Below are 15,565 nucleotides of genomic sequence, written 5' to 3'. Positions count from 1 at the left end.
GCTAATTACAGGCGTCGGCGTCGCGCCACCACCGACACCAGCACGTAACTGATCACCATCAGTAGCAGCCAAGCGCCCATCTTGCTCAACGGCACCACGGTCCAACCGTGGCGCTGATTGGGGTAGCGCCAGGCTGCTGTGAACGTTCCCACGTTCTCAGCCAGCCAGATGAACAACGCCACCAGCACGAAGCCCAGCAACAAGGGCATGCGTCGATGGTGCTCCCGTATGCGAAACAACACCCAGGTTCGCCCGAACAGCACCGCCAGCGCGACGAACAACAACCAGCGCAGGTCGGGCAGATAGTGATGGGTGAAAAAGTTGAGGTAGATCGCCCCGGCCAGCCATAGCGTGGCGACCAGCGGCGGATGACGCACAAAGCGAAAATCGAACAGCCGCCAGGCACGGGCGATATAACTACCCACGGCGGCATACATGAATCCTGTGAACAGCGGCACGCCACCGATGCGCAATACCGATGGTTCTGGATACTCCCAGGAGCCCATTGCGGTCTTGAACACCTCCATGGCGGTGCCGACCACGTGGAAGCACAGGATCACCCTCGCCTCCTCCCGCGTCTCCAGCCCCAACGCCAGCAACAGCACCTGGATCGCCAGTGCCGCCAACGTGAGAAAGTCGTACCGAGTCAGCCACGCATCGGCCGGGTAGATCGCCCCGGTCAATAGCAGCAAGGCCAGCAGGCAGCCACCGAACAGGCAGGCGCTGGCCTGCTTGATGCCAAAACACACCAGCTCGTGCGCCACCACGGCCAGGCGGCCACGGGAAAACGCCCAGTCCGCCGCACGGCGGTCCAGCCAGATGAGGGGGTTGCGCGGTTGGCGCGTGCTTGCGGCGGACGGGAACGTCATGGCGTCTCAGGCGAAGAAAAGACCAGCCTGGACGCACGCCATGGCATCGCGCAGCCCACATCGGGCGCTTCCATGACCGCGCGCTCGCCGACTCGTGGCCGGCGTCACCGGGAGTGACCCTAAACCCGCTATAATGAGTGGTTTACACCCACTCTGAAGCACCTCCCAGCCCTTCCGGGGCCGGCGCGGTGCCCGCCGCCGGAGGCTCCATGCAGTACATCTACACCATGAACGGGGTCAGCAAGATCGTTCCCCCGAAGCGCCATATCATCAAGGACATCTCCCTGAGCTTCTTCCCCGGCGCCAAGATCGGCCTGCTGGGCGTGAACGGCGCGGGCAAGTCCACGGTGCTGCGCATCATGGCCGGCGTCGACAAGGACTTCCAGGGTGAAGCCCGTCCGCAGCCGGGCATCAAGGTCGGTTACCTGGCACAGGAACCGCAGCTGGATCCGGAGAAGACCGTCCGCGAATCGGTCGAAGAAGGCGTGTCGGTCATTCTGGACGCCCAGAAGCGCCTGGAAGAGGTCTACGCCGCCTACGCCGAGGAAGGCGCCGATTTCGACAAGCTGGCCGCCGAGCAGCAGGAACTGGAAAACGTGCTGGCCGTGAACGACGCCCACGCGCTGGAGCGCCAGCTGGAAGTGGCCGCCGACGCACTGCGCCTGCCGCCGTGGGACGCCAAGATCGGCCCGCTGTCCGGTGGTGAAAAGCGCCGCGTGGCGCTGTGCCGCCTGCTGCTGTCCAAGCCGGACATGCTGCTGCTGGACGAGCCCACCAACCACTTGGACGCCGAGTCGGTGGATTGGCTGGAGCAGTTCCTGCAGAACTACCCGGGCACCGTGGTGGCGGTCACCCATGATCGCTACTTCCTCGACAACGCCGCCGAGTGGATCCTCGAGCTCGATCGCGGCCGCGGCATTCCGTGGAAGGGCAACTACACCGAGTGGCTGGAGCAGAAGGACGCCCGCCTCAAGCAGGAAGCCTCGCAGGAAAAGTCGCGTCAGAAGGCGATCGAGAAGGAACTGGAGTGGGTGCGCTCCGCGGCCAAGGGCCGTCAGTCCAAGGGCAAGGCGCGTCTCAACCGCTTCGAGGAGCTGAACTCGGTCGAGTACCAGCGCCGCAACGAAACCAATGAAATCTTCATTCCGCCGGGCGAGCGCCTGGGCCAGGAAGTGATCGAGTTCAAGAACGTCAACAAGGCGTTCGGCGACCGCGTGCTGATCGAAGACCTGTCGTTCAAGATCCCGCCGGGCGCCATCGTCGGCGTGATCGGCCCGAACGGCGCCGGTAAATCCACGTTCATGAAAATGATCATGGGCAAGGAACAGCCGGACTCCGGCGAGGTGAAGCTGGGCCACACGGTCAAGCTCGCCTACGTCGACCAGTCGCGTGATGCGCTCGATCCGAAGAACAACGTGTGGCAGGAAGTGTCCGGCGGTTCGGACATCCTCACCATCGGCAACTTCGAGATCCAGTCGCGCGCCTACATCGGCCGCTTCAACTTCAAGGGCACCGACCAGCAGAAGATCGTCGGCCAACTCTCCGGTGGTGAGCGCGGACGCCTGCACATGGCCAAGACCCTGTTGCAGGGCGGCAACGTGCTGCTGCTCGACGAACCGTCGAACGACCTGGACGTGGAAACCCTGCGCGCCCTGGAAGACGCGCTGCTGGAGTTCCCGGGCTGCGCCGTGGTCATCTCGCATGACCGCTGGTTCCTCGATCGCATCGCCACGCACATCATCGCGTTCGAAGGCGACTCGCACGTGGAGTTCTTCCCCGGCAACTACAACGAGTACGAAGCGGACAAGAAGCGTCGTCTCGGCGACGAAGCCGCCAAGCCGCACCGCGTGAAGTACAAGAAGCTGGCGTAATACCCATGGTGACCCGCTGCCCCAGGGCAGCGGGTTTTCCCGGCGAGTGGAGTCACGTGCCATGGACCCAAGCCAACGCTACCTGCCCCGGCACCAGTTCGCGGAATGCCACGGACTGTCGATGCAGGCGTCGCCGCACCATGTGCTCAATGCGGTGGAAAGCCTGACTGGCTCGGATGATCCCGTTTTCCGCACGTTGATGCGCCTGCGCGAGGCCCCCGGCCGCCTGGCCGCCCGTCTTGGCGCAAGCAGCGATCTAACTCAGCGCCCCATGTTCGGCCTGCACGATTTCACGCGATTGGGCCGCCAGGGCGACGAGCACGTCGCTTATGGCCTCGTTGGCCGCTTCTGGCGCCCCGACTTCGGGCTGGAGCCGCTCCGCGACGCCGACCACTTCTGCGCATTCGACCGGGCAGGCATCGCCAAGCTGCTGCTTGTCTTTACGTGCCGCCCCGAGGCGGACGGCTCGACTCGCCTGGAAACCACGACGCAGGTGTATTGCCCCGATGGCATCAGCCGCGCCCTGTTTACCCCTTATTGGTTGCTGATTCGTCCCGCCAGCGGATGGATACGGCAACGCCTGCTGCGCTCGGTCAAAGCGAAAGCGGAAACGCCCCGCCTCGCCAGCTGACGCGCCACAGCCCGCAGCACCTCACTTACTTGTTGGAGTCCACGATGTCTTTCATGCAGCAGCTACAGGCCGCCTGGGCCCGCAACAACTCCCTCGTCTGTGTCGGCCTCGACCCGGAGCCGGCCAAGTTCCCGGCGCACCTGAAAGGCCGCGCGGATGCCGTCTTCGAGTTCTGCCGCGACATCGTCGATGCCACCGCCGACGTGGTGTGCACGTACAAGCCGCAGATCGCCCACTTCGCCGCGCTGCGCGCGGATGAAGCACTGGAGCGCCTGATCGCGCACATCCACGCCAAGCATCCCGGCGTGCCGGTCATTCTCGACGCCAAGCGCGGCGACATCGGCAGCACCGCGCAGCACTACGTCACCGAAGCCTTCGACCGTTACCAGGCCGACGCGGTAACGCTCAATCCGTACATGGGTCGCGACTCCGCGCAGCCTTTCCTTGAGCGCGCCGACAAGGGCGTGATCCTGCTGTGCCGTACCTCCAACCCGGGCGGCGCAGACTTCCAGGCACTCGATTGCGGCGGCGTGCCGCTGTATCTCCGCGTGGCCGAAACCATCGCGCGCGACTGGAACGCCAACGGCAACTGTGCGCTGGTTACCGGCGCCACGTGGCCGGAAGAACTGGGTAAGGTGCGCGCCATCGTCGGCGACATGCCGCTGTTGGTGCCCGGCATCGGCGCCCAGGGCGGCGACGTGGATGCCGTACTCAAATACGGCCGCAGCGTCCATGGCACTGGCCTGATGATCTCCTCTTCGCGCGCCATCCTCTACGCCGGCAACGGCGAAGATTTCGCGCAGGCCGCGCGAAGCGCCGCCATCGACCTGCGCGACGCCATCAATCGCTTCCGCTGAACGCGCCTGCGAGCACGCTAGAGCCGGCGCACAGGCGCACATGCCTTGCGCCGGAGCCGTTCGAAATCGCGTACGTAAAGCACGTTGCGCTCACGATTGATCAGCCCGGTGCGCTGCCACTCTTGCAGCAGCGCGTTCAACTTGGGCCGGCTCGCGTTGAGCATGGAAGCCAGAATGCCCTGCGTCGGCGGTAGCTGTATCTGCGCCTCGCCGCGTTCGCGATCGCCGCGCTCCACCGCGTCCAGCAGATAACGCGCCAGACGCGATTCCAGGCTGTACAGACACATGGTCTCCAGCGCCTTCGCCGTGCGACTCACGCGGCCGGCCAGCAGAATCAATACACGATTGAGAAATTGCGGCTCGGTCAACAAACCCGCCAGGTGCACTCGCCGCAGCAGCAGCACGGTCGCCATGCCCGCGGCCACCGCAGTGAAATGATGGCAACTCGCACCCAGCAGGGCTGCCTCGCCAATGCCCTGCCCCGCCCCCGCCATGTCCACAATCAGTTCGCGCCCGTCGGGGCCATAAAGGATCGCGTACACCACGCCCTCGACCACCAACGCGGCGAAGTCGGCGGCATCGTTCTTGCGGAATATCAGTTCGCCGCTATCGAGATGACGCACATTGGAACGCTCGGCCAGGTCGTCCAGCACCGCCGAAGGCATTCCCGCGAACAGCTCCGATTGCGCGAGCCACGCGCGTCGGCTTTCCGCATCCACGACTGTCGAACGGCCGCCGCGCACAGCCGTGCGCGACGCACGCCGCGTTGCCAGTTCCATGTGTGGGCCCCCTGAAGGCAAGCGCGCTTCATCGCCCTGATGCAGGCCGCGCCGCCCCGAATGTCGAACGCTTGTGCCCGGCCCGCCGACGGGACTCCTTTTCCCGTCCGCCAAACCAGGAGTCTTGTTCTCCTAACCTGCCTATCCGCGGATAACGGGAACGTGATCGCTCATGCGTTCGCCCGCGCCCTCCCCGCAAAGAAATCGAGCAGGCCTCGCCCTGTTGGCGGTCCGGACAGGGCTCGCCCGTCCGGCTCCGCCCGGCGATCGGCTCAGCTGCTGCGGAATGCGTTGAGCACGCTCAACAGACTGGTCAGGTTGTCGGCCACGCCGCCCTGCGCCACCTTTTCGCTGGCAGCACCCGTGGCGGTGGTATCCAGGCTGTAGATCTGCATGACGCCCTGGTTGGCTGCGGCCTGCGACAGCGAATTCTGCTGCTGCTGAGCCGCCACGGCATTCTCGAACAGAATACCCGTCGAATGGGCCATGGTCTGGTAGATCGAGCCCATGGCCATGGCCGGCGCTTCCGCGACGACCTTCACGTTGGCCTGGGTAACGGCGTCGGTAATCTGGCTGTTCACAGTCATGATTCAACTCCATCCAATGAAGCGGCAATGCCGCGGAAAGTTTCAAGTGACGGCGCGCGCACTCAACGTGCGTCGAGACATCACTGGTTGCTGAAGGCGTTCATCACGCTCAACAAGCTGGTGAGGTTGTCGGCCACGCCGCCCTGCGCCACCTTTTCGGTCGCCGCTGCGGTGGCCGTGGTGTCGAGGCTGTAGATCTGCATCACGCCCTGGTTGGTCGCGGCTTGCGACATGGTGTTCTGTTGCTGTGCCGACGACACTGCGTTCTCGTACAGCACGCCGGTGGAGTGGGCCATGGTCTGGAAGATCGAGCCCATGGCGATGGCAGGGCCTTCAGCGATGACCTTGACGTTGGATTGCGTCACGGCATCGGTGATCTGTGAGTTGACCGAAAGGGGGATAGGCATCTCGTTGCTCCTCTGGTGGGTACGGCGTTCCCGTACATGAAAATGAAACGTTCACGGCAAGCGCGCGTGAATCAACCCTTGTGTCGTTTACCGGCGGCCTGCCCCGACGGCGATGCAGCTTGACGTGCATGCGTCGATGGCGAGGCGCTGCCTTGAGGCTCGGCATCACTGCTCGATGCGGGCTCTCCTTGATGACGATGCCTATGCTGCAACGCCTTGAGCGCGGTCACCGCTTCAATGACCTGCTCCACCGCTTGCTGCTCGATGTCACGTTGCTCGGCCAACTGCAGTAGCGCTGTGCGAGCGGCCTCCGTACCGTGCCGAATCGCTTCCTGAGCGCGCGCGCCACCACGCTCCACGATCTCAGCAGCACGCACCAGGTTCATGCCACCCTCCCCCGAACCAGGCTGAAGCGGCCCCGGCGGCATGGGCGGCGTCGGTTGCGGCTGCGGCATGAAGGGCGGATACGAATAGACCACCCTGGGCCGCTCGGCCCGCATCAACGCGAGCAACAACTTGATGAGCTCGCGCAGGCCGTCCAGCTTGTCCTGATCAATACCGGTCATGAGCATTCTCCGGGAGGGCGCGCCCTCAGCGATTCCGTTCGGCAAGCAAGCGCGCTACGGCGAGCAGCAGGCGAAGATCCCGATGACGCTTACCCGTCGAGCCCGGCTCGCCAGCACGCGCACCGTGCTTGGGGCGACCACCGGCGTGCGCGCTTGGCGTCGCGCCCGGAGATTGCGCTGGCTCCGCCGCCGTAACGGGGGCAGAGGTGTAATACATCTGCTCGACCAGTTCATCACTCGTGTGCGTGGACATGCGCTGTTCTCCCGGCCCCGAACATCAGGCACCCTGTGCTTTTCCGCGTCGAATGGTCACGACCGATGCTGGCGACTTGAAGCCCTCCAGCGACTCGATGCTGCGCTTCATGGGCGTCGTGAGGCCGGCCGTGGTCGCCACCGTCGACTGCCAGTACACCGAAGCAATCAGCAAAAGCAGCTTCTGCAACTGATCCATCGTGTCTTCGAGGAGATGTTCTTTGCCAGTAGGCAACAGGTTGTAGGTCAGAAGAATCACCATGCGCAGGAACTCGTCCTGGATGTCGCTGTGCTCCACACCCTGCCCATCCGCGCCCAGCAGGTACGACCGCCAGTTGCAGAAAAGGGTGAACACCCGCGTCAGCGCCTGGTATCGCGTCGCCTGCTGGGTCGAGTCACCCACGATGTTGGTCACCAGATTGGCGAAAAAGGTGTAGTAGAGGTCCAGGTGAATCCGGACCTTGAGCGAATCGCCGAGCACCGCCTTTAACTGCTTGCGGATCTCCTGCTGGGTATCGGGGGCCGCGAGCACGATCTGCATGTCACCCGGCTTCTGGCTGGTGGTGACAAAGAGGCCAATCTGCTGTTCGGTCAGTGAGTCGCTGGACATATACGCCACCGCGGTGGATGCCGCTGCCAGCACATCCGTATCGATATACCCGTCCAGGTGCCGAAAGCCCTTGTTGATGCGATAAGACTCGCCTGTGGCGAACAGTCCACCCGCTCCGGTGATGGCGTTGCTGCCGAGGTTGGTATCAAACGCCAGCGACGGAAACTTGCCCGCGGTGTAATTCCGGTAGTAATACGCGTGACCGAGACGGAACGCATAAGGCGATTCCTCGTCGGTGAGCGCCGTGTAATAGGTCTTTGTGCCGCCATGGCCGGCGGGCGAGTCCAGCGTTTCCGCCAGCGCCATGACGCTACGCTTTCCGTTGTACGCGGCCAGCGCGCGACTGTGCTCGCTGTTGATATCAAAGCGCCGTAGCTGGCACCCGCGATAGGTCAGCGAGTTGCTCGTAAAGAGCTCATCGAACAGATGCCCCAGGGAGTCGCCCGCTTTGGCGCCATTGGTTTTCTTTCGCTCGGCGGCAGTGCGCGCGCATTGCGCGATGTACGAGGCAAGTGCGCTGTAGAAGCCCGATTCGGGTGACCGTTCGCCATAGGCCATGTAGTAGCCGATGAGCGATCGATGATCGCCCGACGCACTCGCCCCCTCACCGTTGTGGATATGCACGATGATGCGGTTGGACTCTTTCTTCTCCAGGATATCCGCAAAGCTCTGTCGGTTGTCCTGCAGAAACTTGAGAAGCGTGGCGTAGTCGGCAACGCGATTCTCAACACCCAATACGTCGAGGCCGATCGTCCAGGTAAGGTTGTCCTTGGAAAGCAGCGCCTTGATCTTTGCAAGATCATCATTGAACGCTTCCGCGCTCACGTAGGCGGCCGGGGTATGAATGAGCGCGCGATACTGCACGACAGGGCGCGTATTGAACACGGCCATGCGCGCATCCAACGTGGGAATGTCATCCCGTCCCGCAGGGATCTGTATGTGCCGAATTCCCTGCTGGTAGAGGTACTCCAGCGTTGCGTCTATCCAGGCGACATAGTCTTCCTCGCCGTCGTTGGGTACCGCATGTATGCGATCGACCATGCTCGAACGCGTTTTGTAAGCATCGTCGAAGGGCGTGTACTTGTTGCTGGAATAGATTTTCTCGTTGAAATAGCGCATGAGCTCAAGCGTCCATTGCCACGCCTCGCCCGCCTTTACCCTGGCGTCCTTGATCAACTGCTGACAGATCGCGTATAGGCGTACGTCGGTTACCGCAAGCTCGTCGATGCCCTCGCCGGGACGAAAATGCTGGGCGATCAACACAGCCGCGATATAGACGTTCTCCGCTGCGCACTCGGCGCGCTCGTAAGCGGCGACCTCCTTCTTGGCCGCCAGTAGCGCAAACGGGTTGGATTGCTGCATGAACTGAAGCGCCTGATCGAACAGACGAAATTCACCGTCATCCACGTCATTGGGCTTTTTGCGATGCAGCCACCCGACGAGGGACAGCCCATCATTGCTTCGCACCGGCAAGATGCCGCCCAGATGGCTGTGATAATCGAACGGATACTGGTACAGGCGGACAGGTGCGGAGAGCTTGAAAAAGGCCATGTCATGTCCTCGCTATATCGGGGTACCGGGCGCGGTGATATCAACTGCCCGACGGTGTCTTGCTTGCGTTGAGCACGCTGCTGTACTTGGCGATGCTCTGGTCGATACGGTCGATGGCAAAGCTCGCCGACTCCGCCTCCATGGCTCCGGCGGCGGCGGCGACGGCCGCCGCCGCGCCCATCAGCAAATCCGTAGCCACGATGCCCAAAGCGTCTTCACCGGCCTGTTTCAGATTCTGCTCGGCCAACGCCTGGGTCATCTGCTTGAGCAACACGCTCTGACTTGCCAACACGAGCTTGCTAACACCATCGAAATAGTTCGCAGCCGCTTGCGCCACGAGACCGGAGGCCTGACTGATCATCATGTCGGGCCCAATGGCGATCTGGGACGGTGCATAGCTCGCCGTTTCGGCATTGCTCAACTGCACCGCTTGAACGATCGCCGGCTTGAGCGCGTCCGTTGCCGGCGGCGTCGGGTTCTGTTCGAGCATCCGCTCCGTCATCAATTGACGCACGTTCGACGGCGGCGGCACGGGCGGCACAGGCGCCGGCGCAGGGCCTGGCGCAGGTGCCGGTGTCGGTGCTGGCGCGGGTGCTGGACTCGGCGCCGCGGCGGGTGCCGCCCCGCTGGCGTTTCCTCCGTCCTCGTCTTCCGACGCCGCGCGCGGCGTCCGGTTGCCTGTCATCCATTTAGACCAGAAGGCCATGTCGATCCCCCTCTCCTATGCCCAAGCCGATCCGCAGCCCGCCATCACGCCTACGGCTTATCGGCAATCGACATGATCATGGCGACCGCTCGCGACACCACGGCATTGGAGATTTGATTGAGCGCCTGCTGACTGTGTACCGCGTTCTGCAATGAAAGGCCGGCCGAATGACTGGCAACCTGATACAGCGCGGCGATAGCCTGCGCCGGCGCCTCGGCCACCACTTTCACATTGGTCTGCGTGATGGCATCGGTGATCTGGGCATTGACTTGAGGGTCAGCCATGGTCGGTTCCTTTGGTTGACGACGTTTGCAGGTCGCAGCGCGAAGCACTGTTCCTTTCATAACGACGCGCGTGGCGTTCTGTGAAAGCCGATGCGCACGACGTCGCACGAGGCGTGCTGTCCTTGCCGATCTCTGCGCGCAAGCGATCGCGAATTAGCTGCACGCGCTTGCGCAACAAGGGCTGATTGATGCCCAGGCGCTCGGCGATCTGTGGATAGGGAAGATCCTCGATAAAGCGGAATGCAAAGAGCCGCCGCTGTGCAGGGGTCATCATGCGCAGCGCCGCTTCCACACAGGCTATCTGCTGCGCCACCTCAAGCCGCTGCATAGCCGATGGCGCACAGCTTTGCTCAGGGGCAACGGTCAACGCATGGACATCGACCGTGTCGTCGAACACCTGTTCTTCACGCGTGCTCCGACGCAAACCATCGACGAAGACATGGCGTAGCACCACAAAGAGAAATCCCTTGGGGTGTTCCATGAAATGAGGTCGATGCCGCGTGAATTGCAGCGCCTTGAGGGCAGTGGCCGCCAGCAGTTCCTCGGCCCGATCAGGATGACCGCCCGCGAGCCTCCGAGCTCGCCGGTGCAGCATAGGCAGATGCGCGCGCCAAGCCTGCTCGAACTTGTCGTCGATGCCGTTGCCAACCCTGCAATCCATCGCCGCGCGCTCCTTTCACTGGGAAGGCGCGAGTCTCCATGCGCAGAGCAAAGCCCGCTGTTCCCTGCGTGACAGGGCTACGGATTTTTCTGTGGCGTCAGCGAGGAATGTGCAATCGCGCAACTACGCGATGGGTCAGAGTTCGCAAATACATACGGCCGCACACGACATGCACTGAGCGTTTCTTCACGCCATCGCGACAGAGGCTCGTGCGTCCGGGGCGAGCCAGCGCCTCCGAAGCCGACGTTCCGCTGGCGAGGAAATCCAGCGCTCGACCGCTGCTCCGAGCAACCAACACAATGGCAGCGCTGGCAAATACCACAGATAGCCTTGTGCGATATCGCTACCGAAGGCTTTGTAGATTCTCACCACGGCAAATACCGCGAACATGTGCGTGAGGTAGATCTCGTAGCTCAGTTGGCCCCAGCGATGCAGCCAGCCCAACCCCTTCCAGGAGCGCGTGGATGGTCGCTGGTCGCAGGCGATCAACACGCACACGGCCGAGAAGGTCAGCATGAGCATCACGCCATCCTGCAGCAACGGCCACAGCCAGTGCATGGCGATGAACACAGTGAACAGTCCCGCCGCACCAACCCAGCGCAGCATCTCCACCGCCCAGCGCGGCGCGCGCCAATAGTTTGAGGCTAAGGCGCCCAGCACACCCATGGCGATACCAGCCATACCCGGCAGGTAGGCCTTTTCCTTCCAGATTTCGTTGTCTACGATCGCTGCGAGTGTCCACGGCAAACTAGCGGCAAGCACCAACAAGGCCAACGCCAGCGGGGCCGGCCGACGCAGCAATAGGCACGCCAGCGGAAAGCCGAGGTAGAACACTTCTTCGATGGAGAGCGACCACAGCACGTCCCAACTGCCCGGCAGGTAACCCGTTGCACCTTCGTACCAGTTGAGATGAAACCCCAGCGCCGCAACGATGGCACGCGGCAGCGATTGCCCCTCGCGCGAAATCACATAGTCGGGCACGCCCATCAAATGGAATACGCTGAGCACGCCCACCAGCGCCAGCAGGCAGGGCGCGATGCGCGAGAAGCGGCGCGCGTAGAAAGCGCGCAGGTCGATCCGGGCAAGTGTGCCATCGCGGCGCAGCGTGTTGCTGGTGATCAGGAAGCCGGAAATCACGAAGAACACGAACACGGCCTCGTAGCCGTTCCAGTTCAGCGCACCAAGCAGGCGCGTGGGCAACACGTCGGCCAGCTCGGTCTTCTTCAAGGGCAGGCGCAGCCCCAAGTGATGCAGCACCACCAGCAGGATGGACAAGCCGCGCAGCAGATCGATGCCCGCGTTACGACCGTTGGCGGGTGCTGCGTGTACGTGATGCTGCATGAGGTCCTTCTCTGGAGCGGATGTGCTTGCTGTTGGATCAATGGGCCGCCGGCAGATCGTGGATCATCTGCTGGGCGAGGCCTTCGTAGTTGTAGTCGAAGTGATGGTCGCCGGTCTTTTCATAGACCTTGACCCACTTGGGGAGCGCTGGATCAGCGCAGATGGTGTCGTCCTTGTCCTTGATGCCGTAATAGCACACCACCGGCGGCTGGTTATTCAGCGCCTCCAGCGGCGGCATGGCATCGTAATGCTTCACCGGATTGAGCCACTGGAAGAAGTTCTGCGTGTAGGTCTTGAACGGGCCTTCGCGCGCAGAGATATAGCCTTCCATCTCGATTTCGAAGTTCACGTCCTTGCTGGGCGAGAGCAGCACGATCTGCGCGATGCGCGCGCGCCCCTCGGGGCTGAGCTTGCCCACGATGGAGGGCAGCACGTCGGCGCCGAAGGAGAAGCCGATCAGCCAGATGCGCTTCTTGTCGCCCTGCGCCACGGTGCGCGCGATCAAGGCATCCAGGTCGGCGGCCGATTCCTCGGCGGAACTTCCGCGCCAGTAGTACTGCAACAGGCTCACGCCCATCACCGGGATACCGTGCGAGGCGATGATCTTGCCGAGCGACTGGTCAAGGTCGCGCCAGCCGCCATCGCCGGAATAGAACACCGCCACCACGTCCTCGCGGCCCGGCAGCACGGTGGCGCCCGGCACGGCGGGCACCATCACGATCGACTCGTCCAGGCTGGCGTGATGCCACGGACGCCACACCAGCAGCCCGACCACCGCGACCGCCAGCAACACCAGACCGAACCATTTGAAGAAACGTTTCAACGGCGCACCATGCCCGAAAGACCACCCGAAATGAGGCTTGCCACGTTGGCGAACACCAGCGGCAAGGCAATGCCGTTGGGCACCGCGAGGTAGCGCGGCTCCCACACCGGATCGAACTTGTCCTTGTACTTGTGCAGCCCGCGGAAGTTGTAGAAGCGCTCGCCGCGACCGAACAGGAGCGCACCCAGGCGGCTCCACAGCGGTGCGCTACGGCGATTCTGCAAGCCGGAGAACGGTGCCATGCCCAGGTTGAACCACTGGTAACCCTCGGCCTTGGCCCACTGCATGAGTTCCACGAACAGGAAATCCATGATGCCCGAGGTGCTGTCCGGCAGGTGGCGCATCAGGTCCAGCGAGGCCTCGTCCTTGCTGTCGGTGAGGAACAGGTTGGCGAACGCCACCAGTTCATCGCCCTTCCACACCAGCGCCATCGATGTGCGCTCCAGGTAGCGCGGCTCGAAGGTGCCCAGCGAGAACCCCTTCTCGCGCACGCCCTTCTCGCGCATCCATGCATCGGAAATGGTCTTGAGCCGCGGCAGCAGGCCAGCGACCGCGTCGGCCTGCACGATTTCCAAGCGGAAACCTTCGCGGGTGAGCTTGTTGATGGTGTTGCGCAAGACCTTCTTGGATTTGCCGTCCAGGTTGAACTCGGCGAGCGGCACGCGAGCTTCTTCGCCGATCTTGATCAGGTTCATGCCCACTTCGAGGTACAGGTCCAGGTCTTCCGGGCGCACCTGGTAGAACAGTGGCCAGCCACCGGCGCGCTCGCACAGGTCGCGGAAGCTCCACACCAGTTCGCGGCGGGCGTCTTCGTCCTGGCCCACCGGGTCGCCCATGGCCACCCAGCTGCGCCCTTCCACGTCGTACATGATGAAGGCCTTGTCGTCGTTGTCGAACAACAAGGTCTTGTCGCCCATCAGCGCAAGGTGCGCCTGGGCGGAGGAGTATTGCTTGATCAGCGGCAAGGCTCGCTGCAGGTCACCCTCACCCGGCATCTGCAGGTTGGGACGCGCCGGGCGGATCAGGTTGGCCAGCGCAAACAACAAGCCCGCCGACGCCGCACCCACCAGGGCGCGCAAGGCGCGCGGCGCACCGCCGTGATAGAAGCTGAACTCCCACCACAGGTTGCTGCTGTATTCCACGTGCTTGTAACTGAAGCCGACCAGCCAGCCGGCGCATACCAGCACCGCCACGATGGCGATGATCCAGCCCCACGAAAAGCTGGCACTGAAGAGTGAGGCACGGCGGTAAAACAGCTGATGCGCCGGTGCCAGCGCCAGGGCGAGCAGCGCCAGCAGCGTGGCTTCTTCGTAGTCGATGCCCTTGAGCAGCGACAGCACCGCACCAAGCACCAGCAGCACCAGGGTGAGCACATAGGCTGCATCCAGGCGTCGCTGCAGGCCGCGCGCAAGGATCAGCAGCATCATGCCGACCACACTGGAGAGGAAGTGCGAGACTTCCAGCACCGCCAGCGGCAGCACGTCGCGCAGGATCGCCATGCGCGAAGGCAGCGCGGAGGTGGCGCCGGAGAACAGCAGCACCGCACCGGACACCAGGGTGAGACCCGCGAAGAACGGCGGTAGCAGGTTGGTGAACCATGGCGCCAGCAGCGCCTTGCGACGAATGCCGCGTGCCTCGCGCACCAGCACTACCAGGGTGGCCGCGAACAGCGGCAGAAAGTAGTAGATCAGGCGATAGGCCGCGAGTGCACCCAGGATCGGTGCCTCCAGACCCTGGTTCCCTTCCGCGCCGAAGCCGGCCAGCATCACCGCCTCGAAGATGCCCAGGCCGCCAGGCACGTGGCTGATCAAGCCAGCGATCTGCGCCAACACGAAGATGGCGAGGAAATGCCCAAAGCCGGTATCGACCTGGTTGGGCATCAACAGGTACAGCACGTAGGCGGCCAAGCCCCAGTCGATGGCGCCCACCAGAATCTGGCGCGCCGCCGTGAGCGTGGAGGGCAGGCTCAAACGCCAGCGCCATACGCGCAGCGGACGCCGCATCAGGCGATTGCCCACCAGCCAAAGCAAGGGAATCAAGGTAAGCACGCAGGCGATCGGCAATCGCCACGCGGCCAACGGCAAGGTCGGCGGCACCGGCACCAGCAATAACGTCACGCCGGTGAGCGCACACAGCCCCAACCAAAAGCTGAGCGTGCAGTACACCACCACTTTCGCCACTTCGGCGGTGGTGAGGCCAGCCTGCATGTAGAAGCGATAGCGGATGGAGCCGGAGATGAGCAGCGCCATGCCCAGCGCGTTGCTAAAGGCGTAACTGATGAAGGAAATCAGGCTAACCTGCGCGCCTGGCAAGCGTTTGCCGATATAGGCCAGGCCGAACCAGTCATACAGGATCATCACCCCGTAACTGCCGGCGGTGAGCAGCACGGCCAAGGCGATACGGTAGTTCTCCAGGCCATGAACGTAGCGCGCCACCTCGCGATAGCTCACCTCGCTGGCGAAGTGGTGCAGCGCCCACAGCGCCAGGCAGAGCATGGCGACCGACAGCACAGGCCCAGCGAGGCGCCGCAGCCGGGCCATCAGGCCTGGCCGAGCCAGCATCTCTCCGGTTGGCGGGACCTCCGCCCCTGTCTGCTCCACCACGCGATTACCGCCTCCGCTTCATCCAACGCGCAGACCCTTGCTGCGACCTTCTAGGATAGCCGGTCAGGATGCTTTCCTGTGCGATCGTGGCATGTGGGGATGACATTTGGTCGCGGCCGCTTCAGGCAGCCGCGACCCTGAGGCCTGTTCACGATCTGCGCGGGCCA

Annotated in this window: 16 protein-coding genes; 3 read left to right on the top strand and 13 right to left on the bottom strand. The window is 63.3% G+C overall.

Going from position 1 to position 15,565, the window contains the following annotated elements:
• Nucleotides 1-5: 5 nt before the first annotated feature.
• Complete coding sequence (locus tag AC3G2C_RS08025; protein ID WP_488384101.1) at nucleotides 6-869, bottom strand: DUF817 domain-containing protein; 864 nt, start codon at nucleotides 867-869, stop codon at nucleotides 6-8.
• Nucleotides 870-1,078: 209 nt separating this feature from the next.
• On the opposite strand from AC3G2C_RS08025, the gene ettA reads away from it, so the two are divergent.
• The 3 genes from ettA to pyrF all read left to right on the top strand — a co-directional run bounded on the left by ettA (nucleotide 1,079) and on the right by pyrF (nucleotide 4,228).
• The gene (gene ettA, locus AC3G2C_RS08020; protein ID WP_019464029.1) at nucleotides 1,079-2,740 is read left to right on the top strand and encodes an energy-dependent translational throttle protein EttA; all 1,662 of its coding nucleotides are present in this window, start codon (nucleotides 1,079-1,081) and stop codon (nucleotides 2,738-2,740) included.
• A 61-nt stretch (nucleotides 2,741-2,801) separates the two neighbouring features.
• Nucleotides 2,802-3,371 carry a hypothetical protein gene (locus AC3G2C_RS08015; protein WP_488384100.1) on the top strand — a complete coding sequence of 190 codons (570 nt, stop codon included), beginning with the start codon at nucleotides 2,802-2,804 and terminating at the stop codon, nucleotides 3,369-3,371.
• Between the two features lie 44 nt (nucleotides 3,372-3,415).
• A complete protein-coding gene (gene pyrF, locus AC3G2C_RS08010) occupies nucleotides 3,416-4,228 on the top strand; it encodes an orotidine-5'-phosphate decarboxylase (protein WP_488384099.1) in 813 nt (270 codons plus the stop codon).
• Nucleotides 4,229-4,245: 17 nt separating this feature from the next.
• Here pyrF and AC3G2C_RS08005 read toward each other — a convergent pair whose 3' ends face one another.
• The 12 genes from AC3G2C_RS08005 to mprF all read right to left on the bottom strand — a co-directional run bounded on the left by AC3G2C_RS08005 (nucleotide 4,246) and on the right by mprF (nucleotide 15,335).
• Nucleotides 4,246-5,007: a Crp/Fnr family transcriptional regulator gene (locus tag AC3G2C_RS08005; protein WP_488384098.1), complete on the bottom strand. Its 762-nt coding sequence runs from the start codon at nucleotides 5,005-5,007 to the stop codon at nucleotides 4,246-4,248.
• Between the two features lie 272 nt (nucleotides 5,008-5,279).
• Nucleotides 5,280-5,594, bottom strand: coding sequence for a RebB family R body protein (locus tag AC3G2C_RS08000; RefSeq protein WP_199099729.1), 315 nt, complete (start codon nucleotides 5,592-5,594; stop codon nucleotides 5,280-5,282).
• Nucleotides 5,595-5,674: 80 nt separating this feature from the next.
• Nucleotides 5,675-6,001 carry a RebB family R body protein gene (locus tag AC3G2C_RS07995; protein ID WP_488384097.1) on the bottom strand — a complete coding sequence of 109 codons (327 nt, stop codon included), beginning with the start codon at nucleotides 5,999-6,001 and terminating at the stop codon, nucleotides 5,675-5,677.
• A 71-nt stretch (nucleotides 6,002-6,072) separates the two neighbouring features.
• A complete protein-coding gene (locus tag AC3G2C_RS07990; RefSeq protein ID WP_488384096.1) occupies nucleotides 6,073-6,567 on the bottom strand; it encodes a hypothetical protein in 495 nt (164 codons plus the stop codon).
• A gap of 25 nt (nucleotides 6,568-6,592) precedes the next feature.
• A complete protein-coding gene (locus AC3G2C_RS07985) occupies nucleotides 6,593-6,820 on the bottom strand; it encodes a hypothetical protein (protein WP_488384095.1) in 228 nt (75 codons plus the stop codon).
• Nucleotides 6,821-6,844: 24 nt separating this feature from the next.
• Complete coding sequence (locus AC3G2C_RS07980) at nucleotides 6,845-8,980, bottom strand: hypothetical protein (protein WP_488384094.1); 2,136 nt, start codon at nucleotides 8,978-8,980, stop codon at nucleotides 6,845-6,847.
• Nucleotides 8,981-9,020: 40 nt separating this feature from the next.
• A complete protein-coding gene (locus tag AC3G2C_RS07975) occupies nucleotides 9,021-9,482 on the bottom strand; it encodes a hypothetical protein (RefSeq protein ID WP_488384093.1) in 462 nt (153 codons plus the stop codon).
• A gap of 254 nt (nucleotides 9,483-9,736) precedes the next feature.
• Nucleotides 9,737-9,970, bottom strand: a complete 234-nt coding sequence (locus AC3G2C_RS07970) for a RebB family R body protein (protein ID WP_199099734.1) — start codon at nucleotides 9,968-9,970, stop codon at nucleotides 9,737-9,739.
• Nucleotides 9,963-10,631 (bottom strand): RNA polymerase sigma factor, encoded by a 669-nt coding sequence (locus AC3G2C_RS07965; protein ID WP_488384092.1) that lies wholly within the window; start codon nucleotides 10,629-10,631, stop codon nucleotides 9,963-9,965. The genes AC3G2C_RS07970 and AC3G2C_RS07965 overlap by 8 nt, the downstream gene beginning before the upstream one ends.
• Nucleotides 10,632-10,817: 186 nt before the next feature.
• The gene (locus AC3G2C_RS07960) at nucleotides 10,818-11,972 is read right to left on the bottom strand and encodes an acyltransferase family protein (RefSeq protein ID WP_488384091.1); all 1,155 of its coding nucleotides are present in this window, start codon (nucleotides 11,970-11,972) and stop codon (nucleotides 10,818-10,820) included.
• Nucleotides 11,973-12,009: 37 nt separating this feature from the next.
• Complete coding sequence (locus AC3G2C_RS07955) at nucleotides 12,010-12,795, bottom strand: AcvB/VirJ family lysyl-phosphatidylglycerol hydrolase (RefSeq protein WP_488384090.1); 786 nt, start codon at nucleotides 12,793-12,795, stop codon at nucleotides 12,010-12,012.
• The gene (gene mprF, locus AC3G2C_RS07950) at nucleotides 12,792-15,335 is read right to left on the bottom strand and encodes a bifunctional lysylphosphatidylglycerol flippase/synthetase MprF (RefSeq protein WP_488384089.1); all 2,544 of its coding nucleotides are present in this window, start codon (nucleotides 15,333-15,335) and stop codon (nucleotides 12,792-12,794) included. Before mprF ends, AC3G2C_RS07955 begins: the two co-directional genes overlap by 4 nt.
• Between the last annotated feature and the right edge of the window lie 230 nt (nucleotides 15,336-15,565).

The organism is Frateuria sp. sgz306004, from assembly GCF_057750885.1.
The sequence above is the reverse complement of the archived record's forward strand: the minus strand, read 5'-3'. Positions and strand labels throughout refer to the sequence as shown.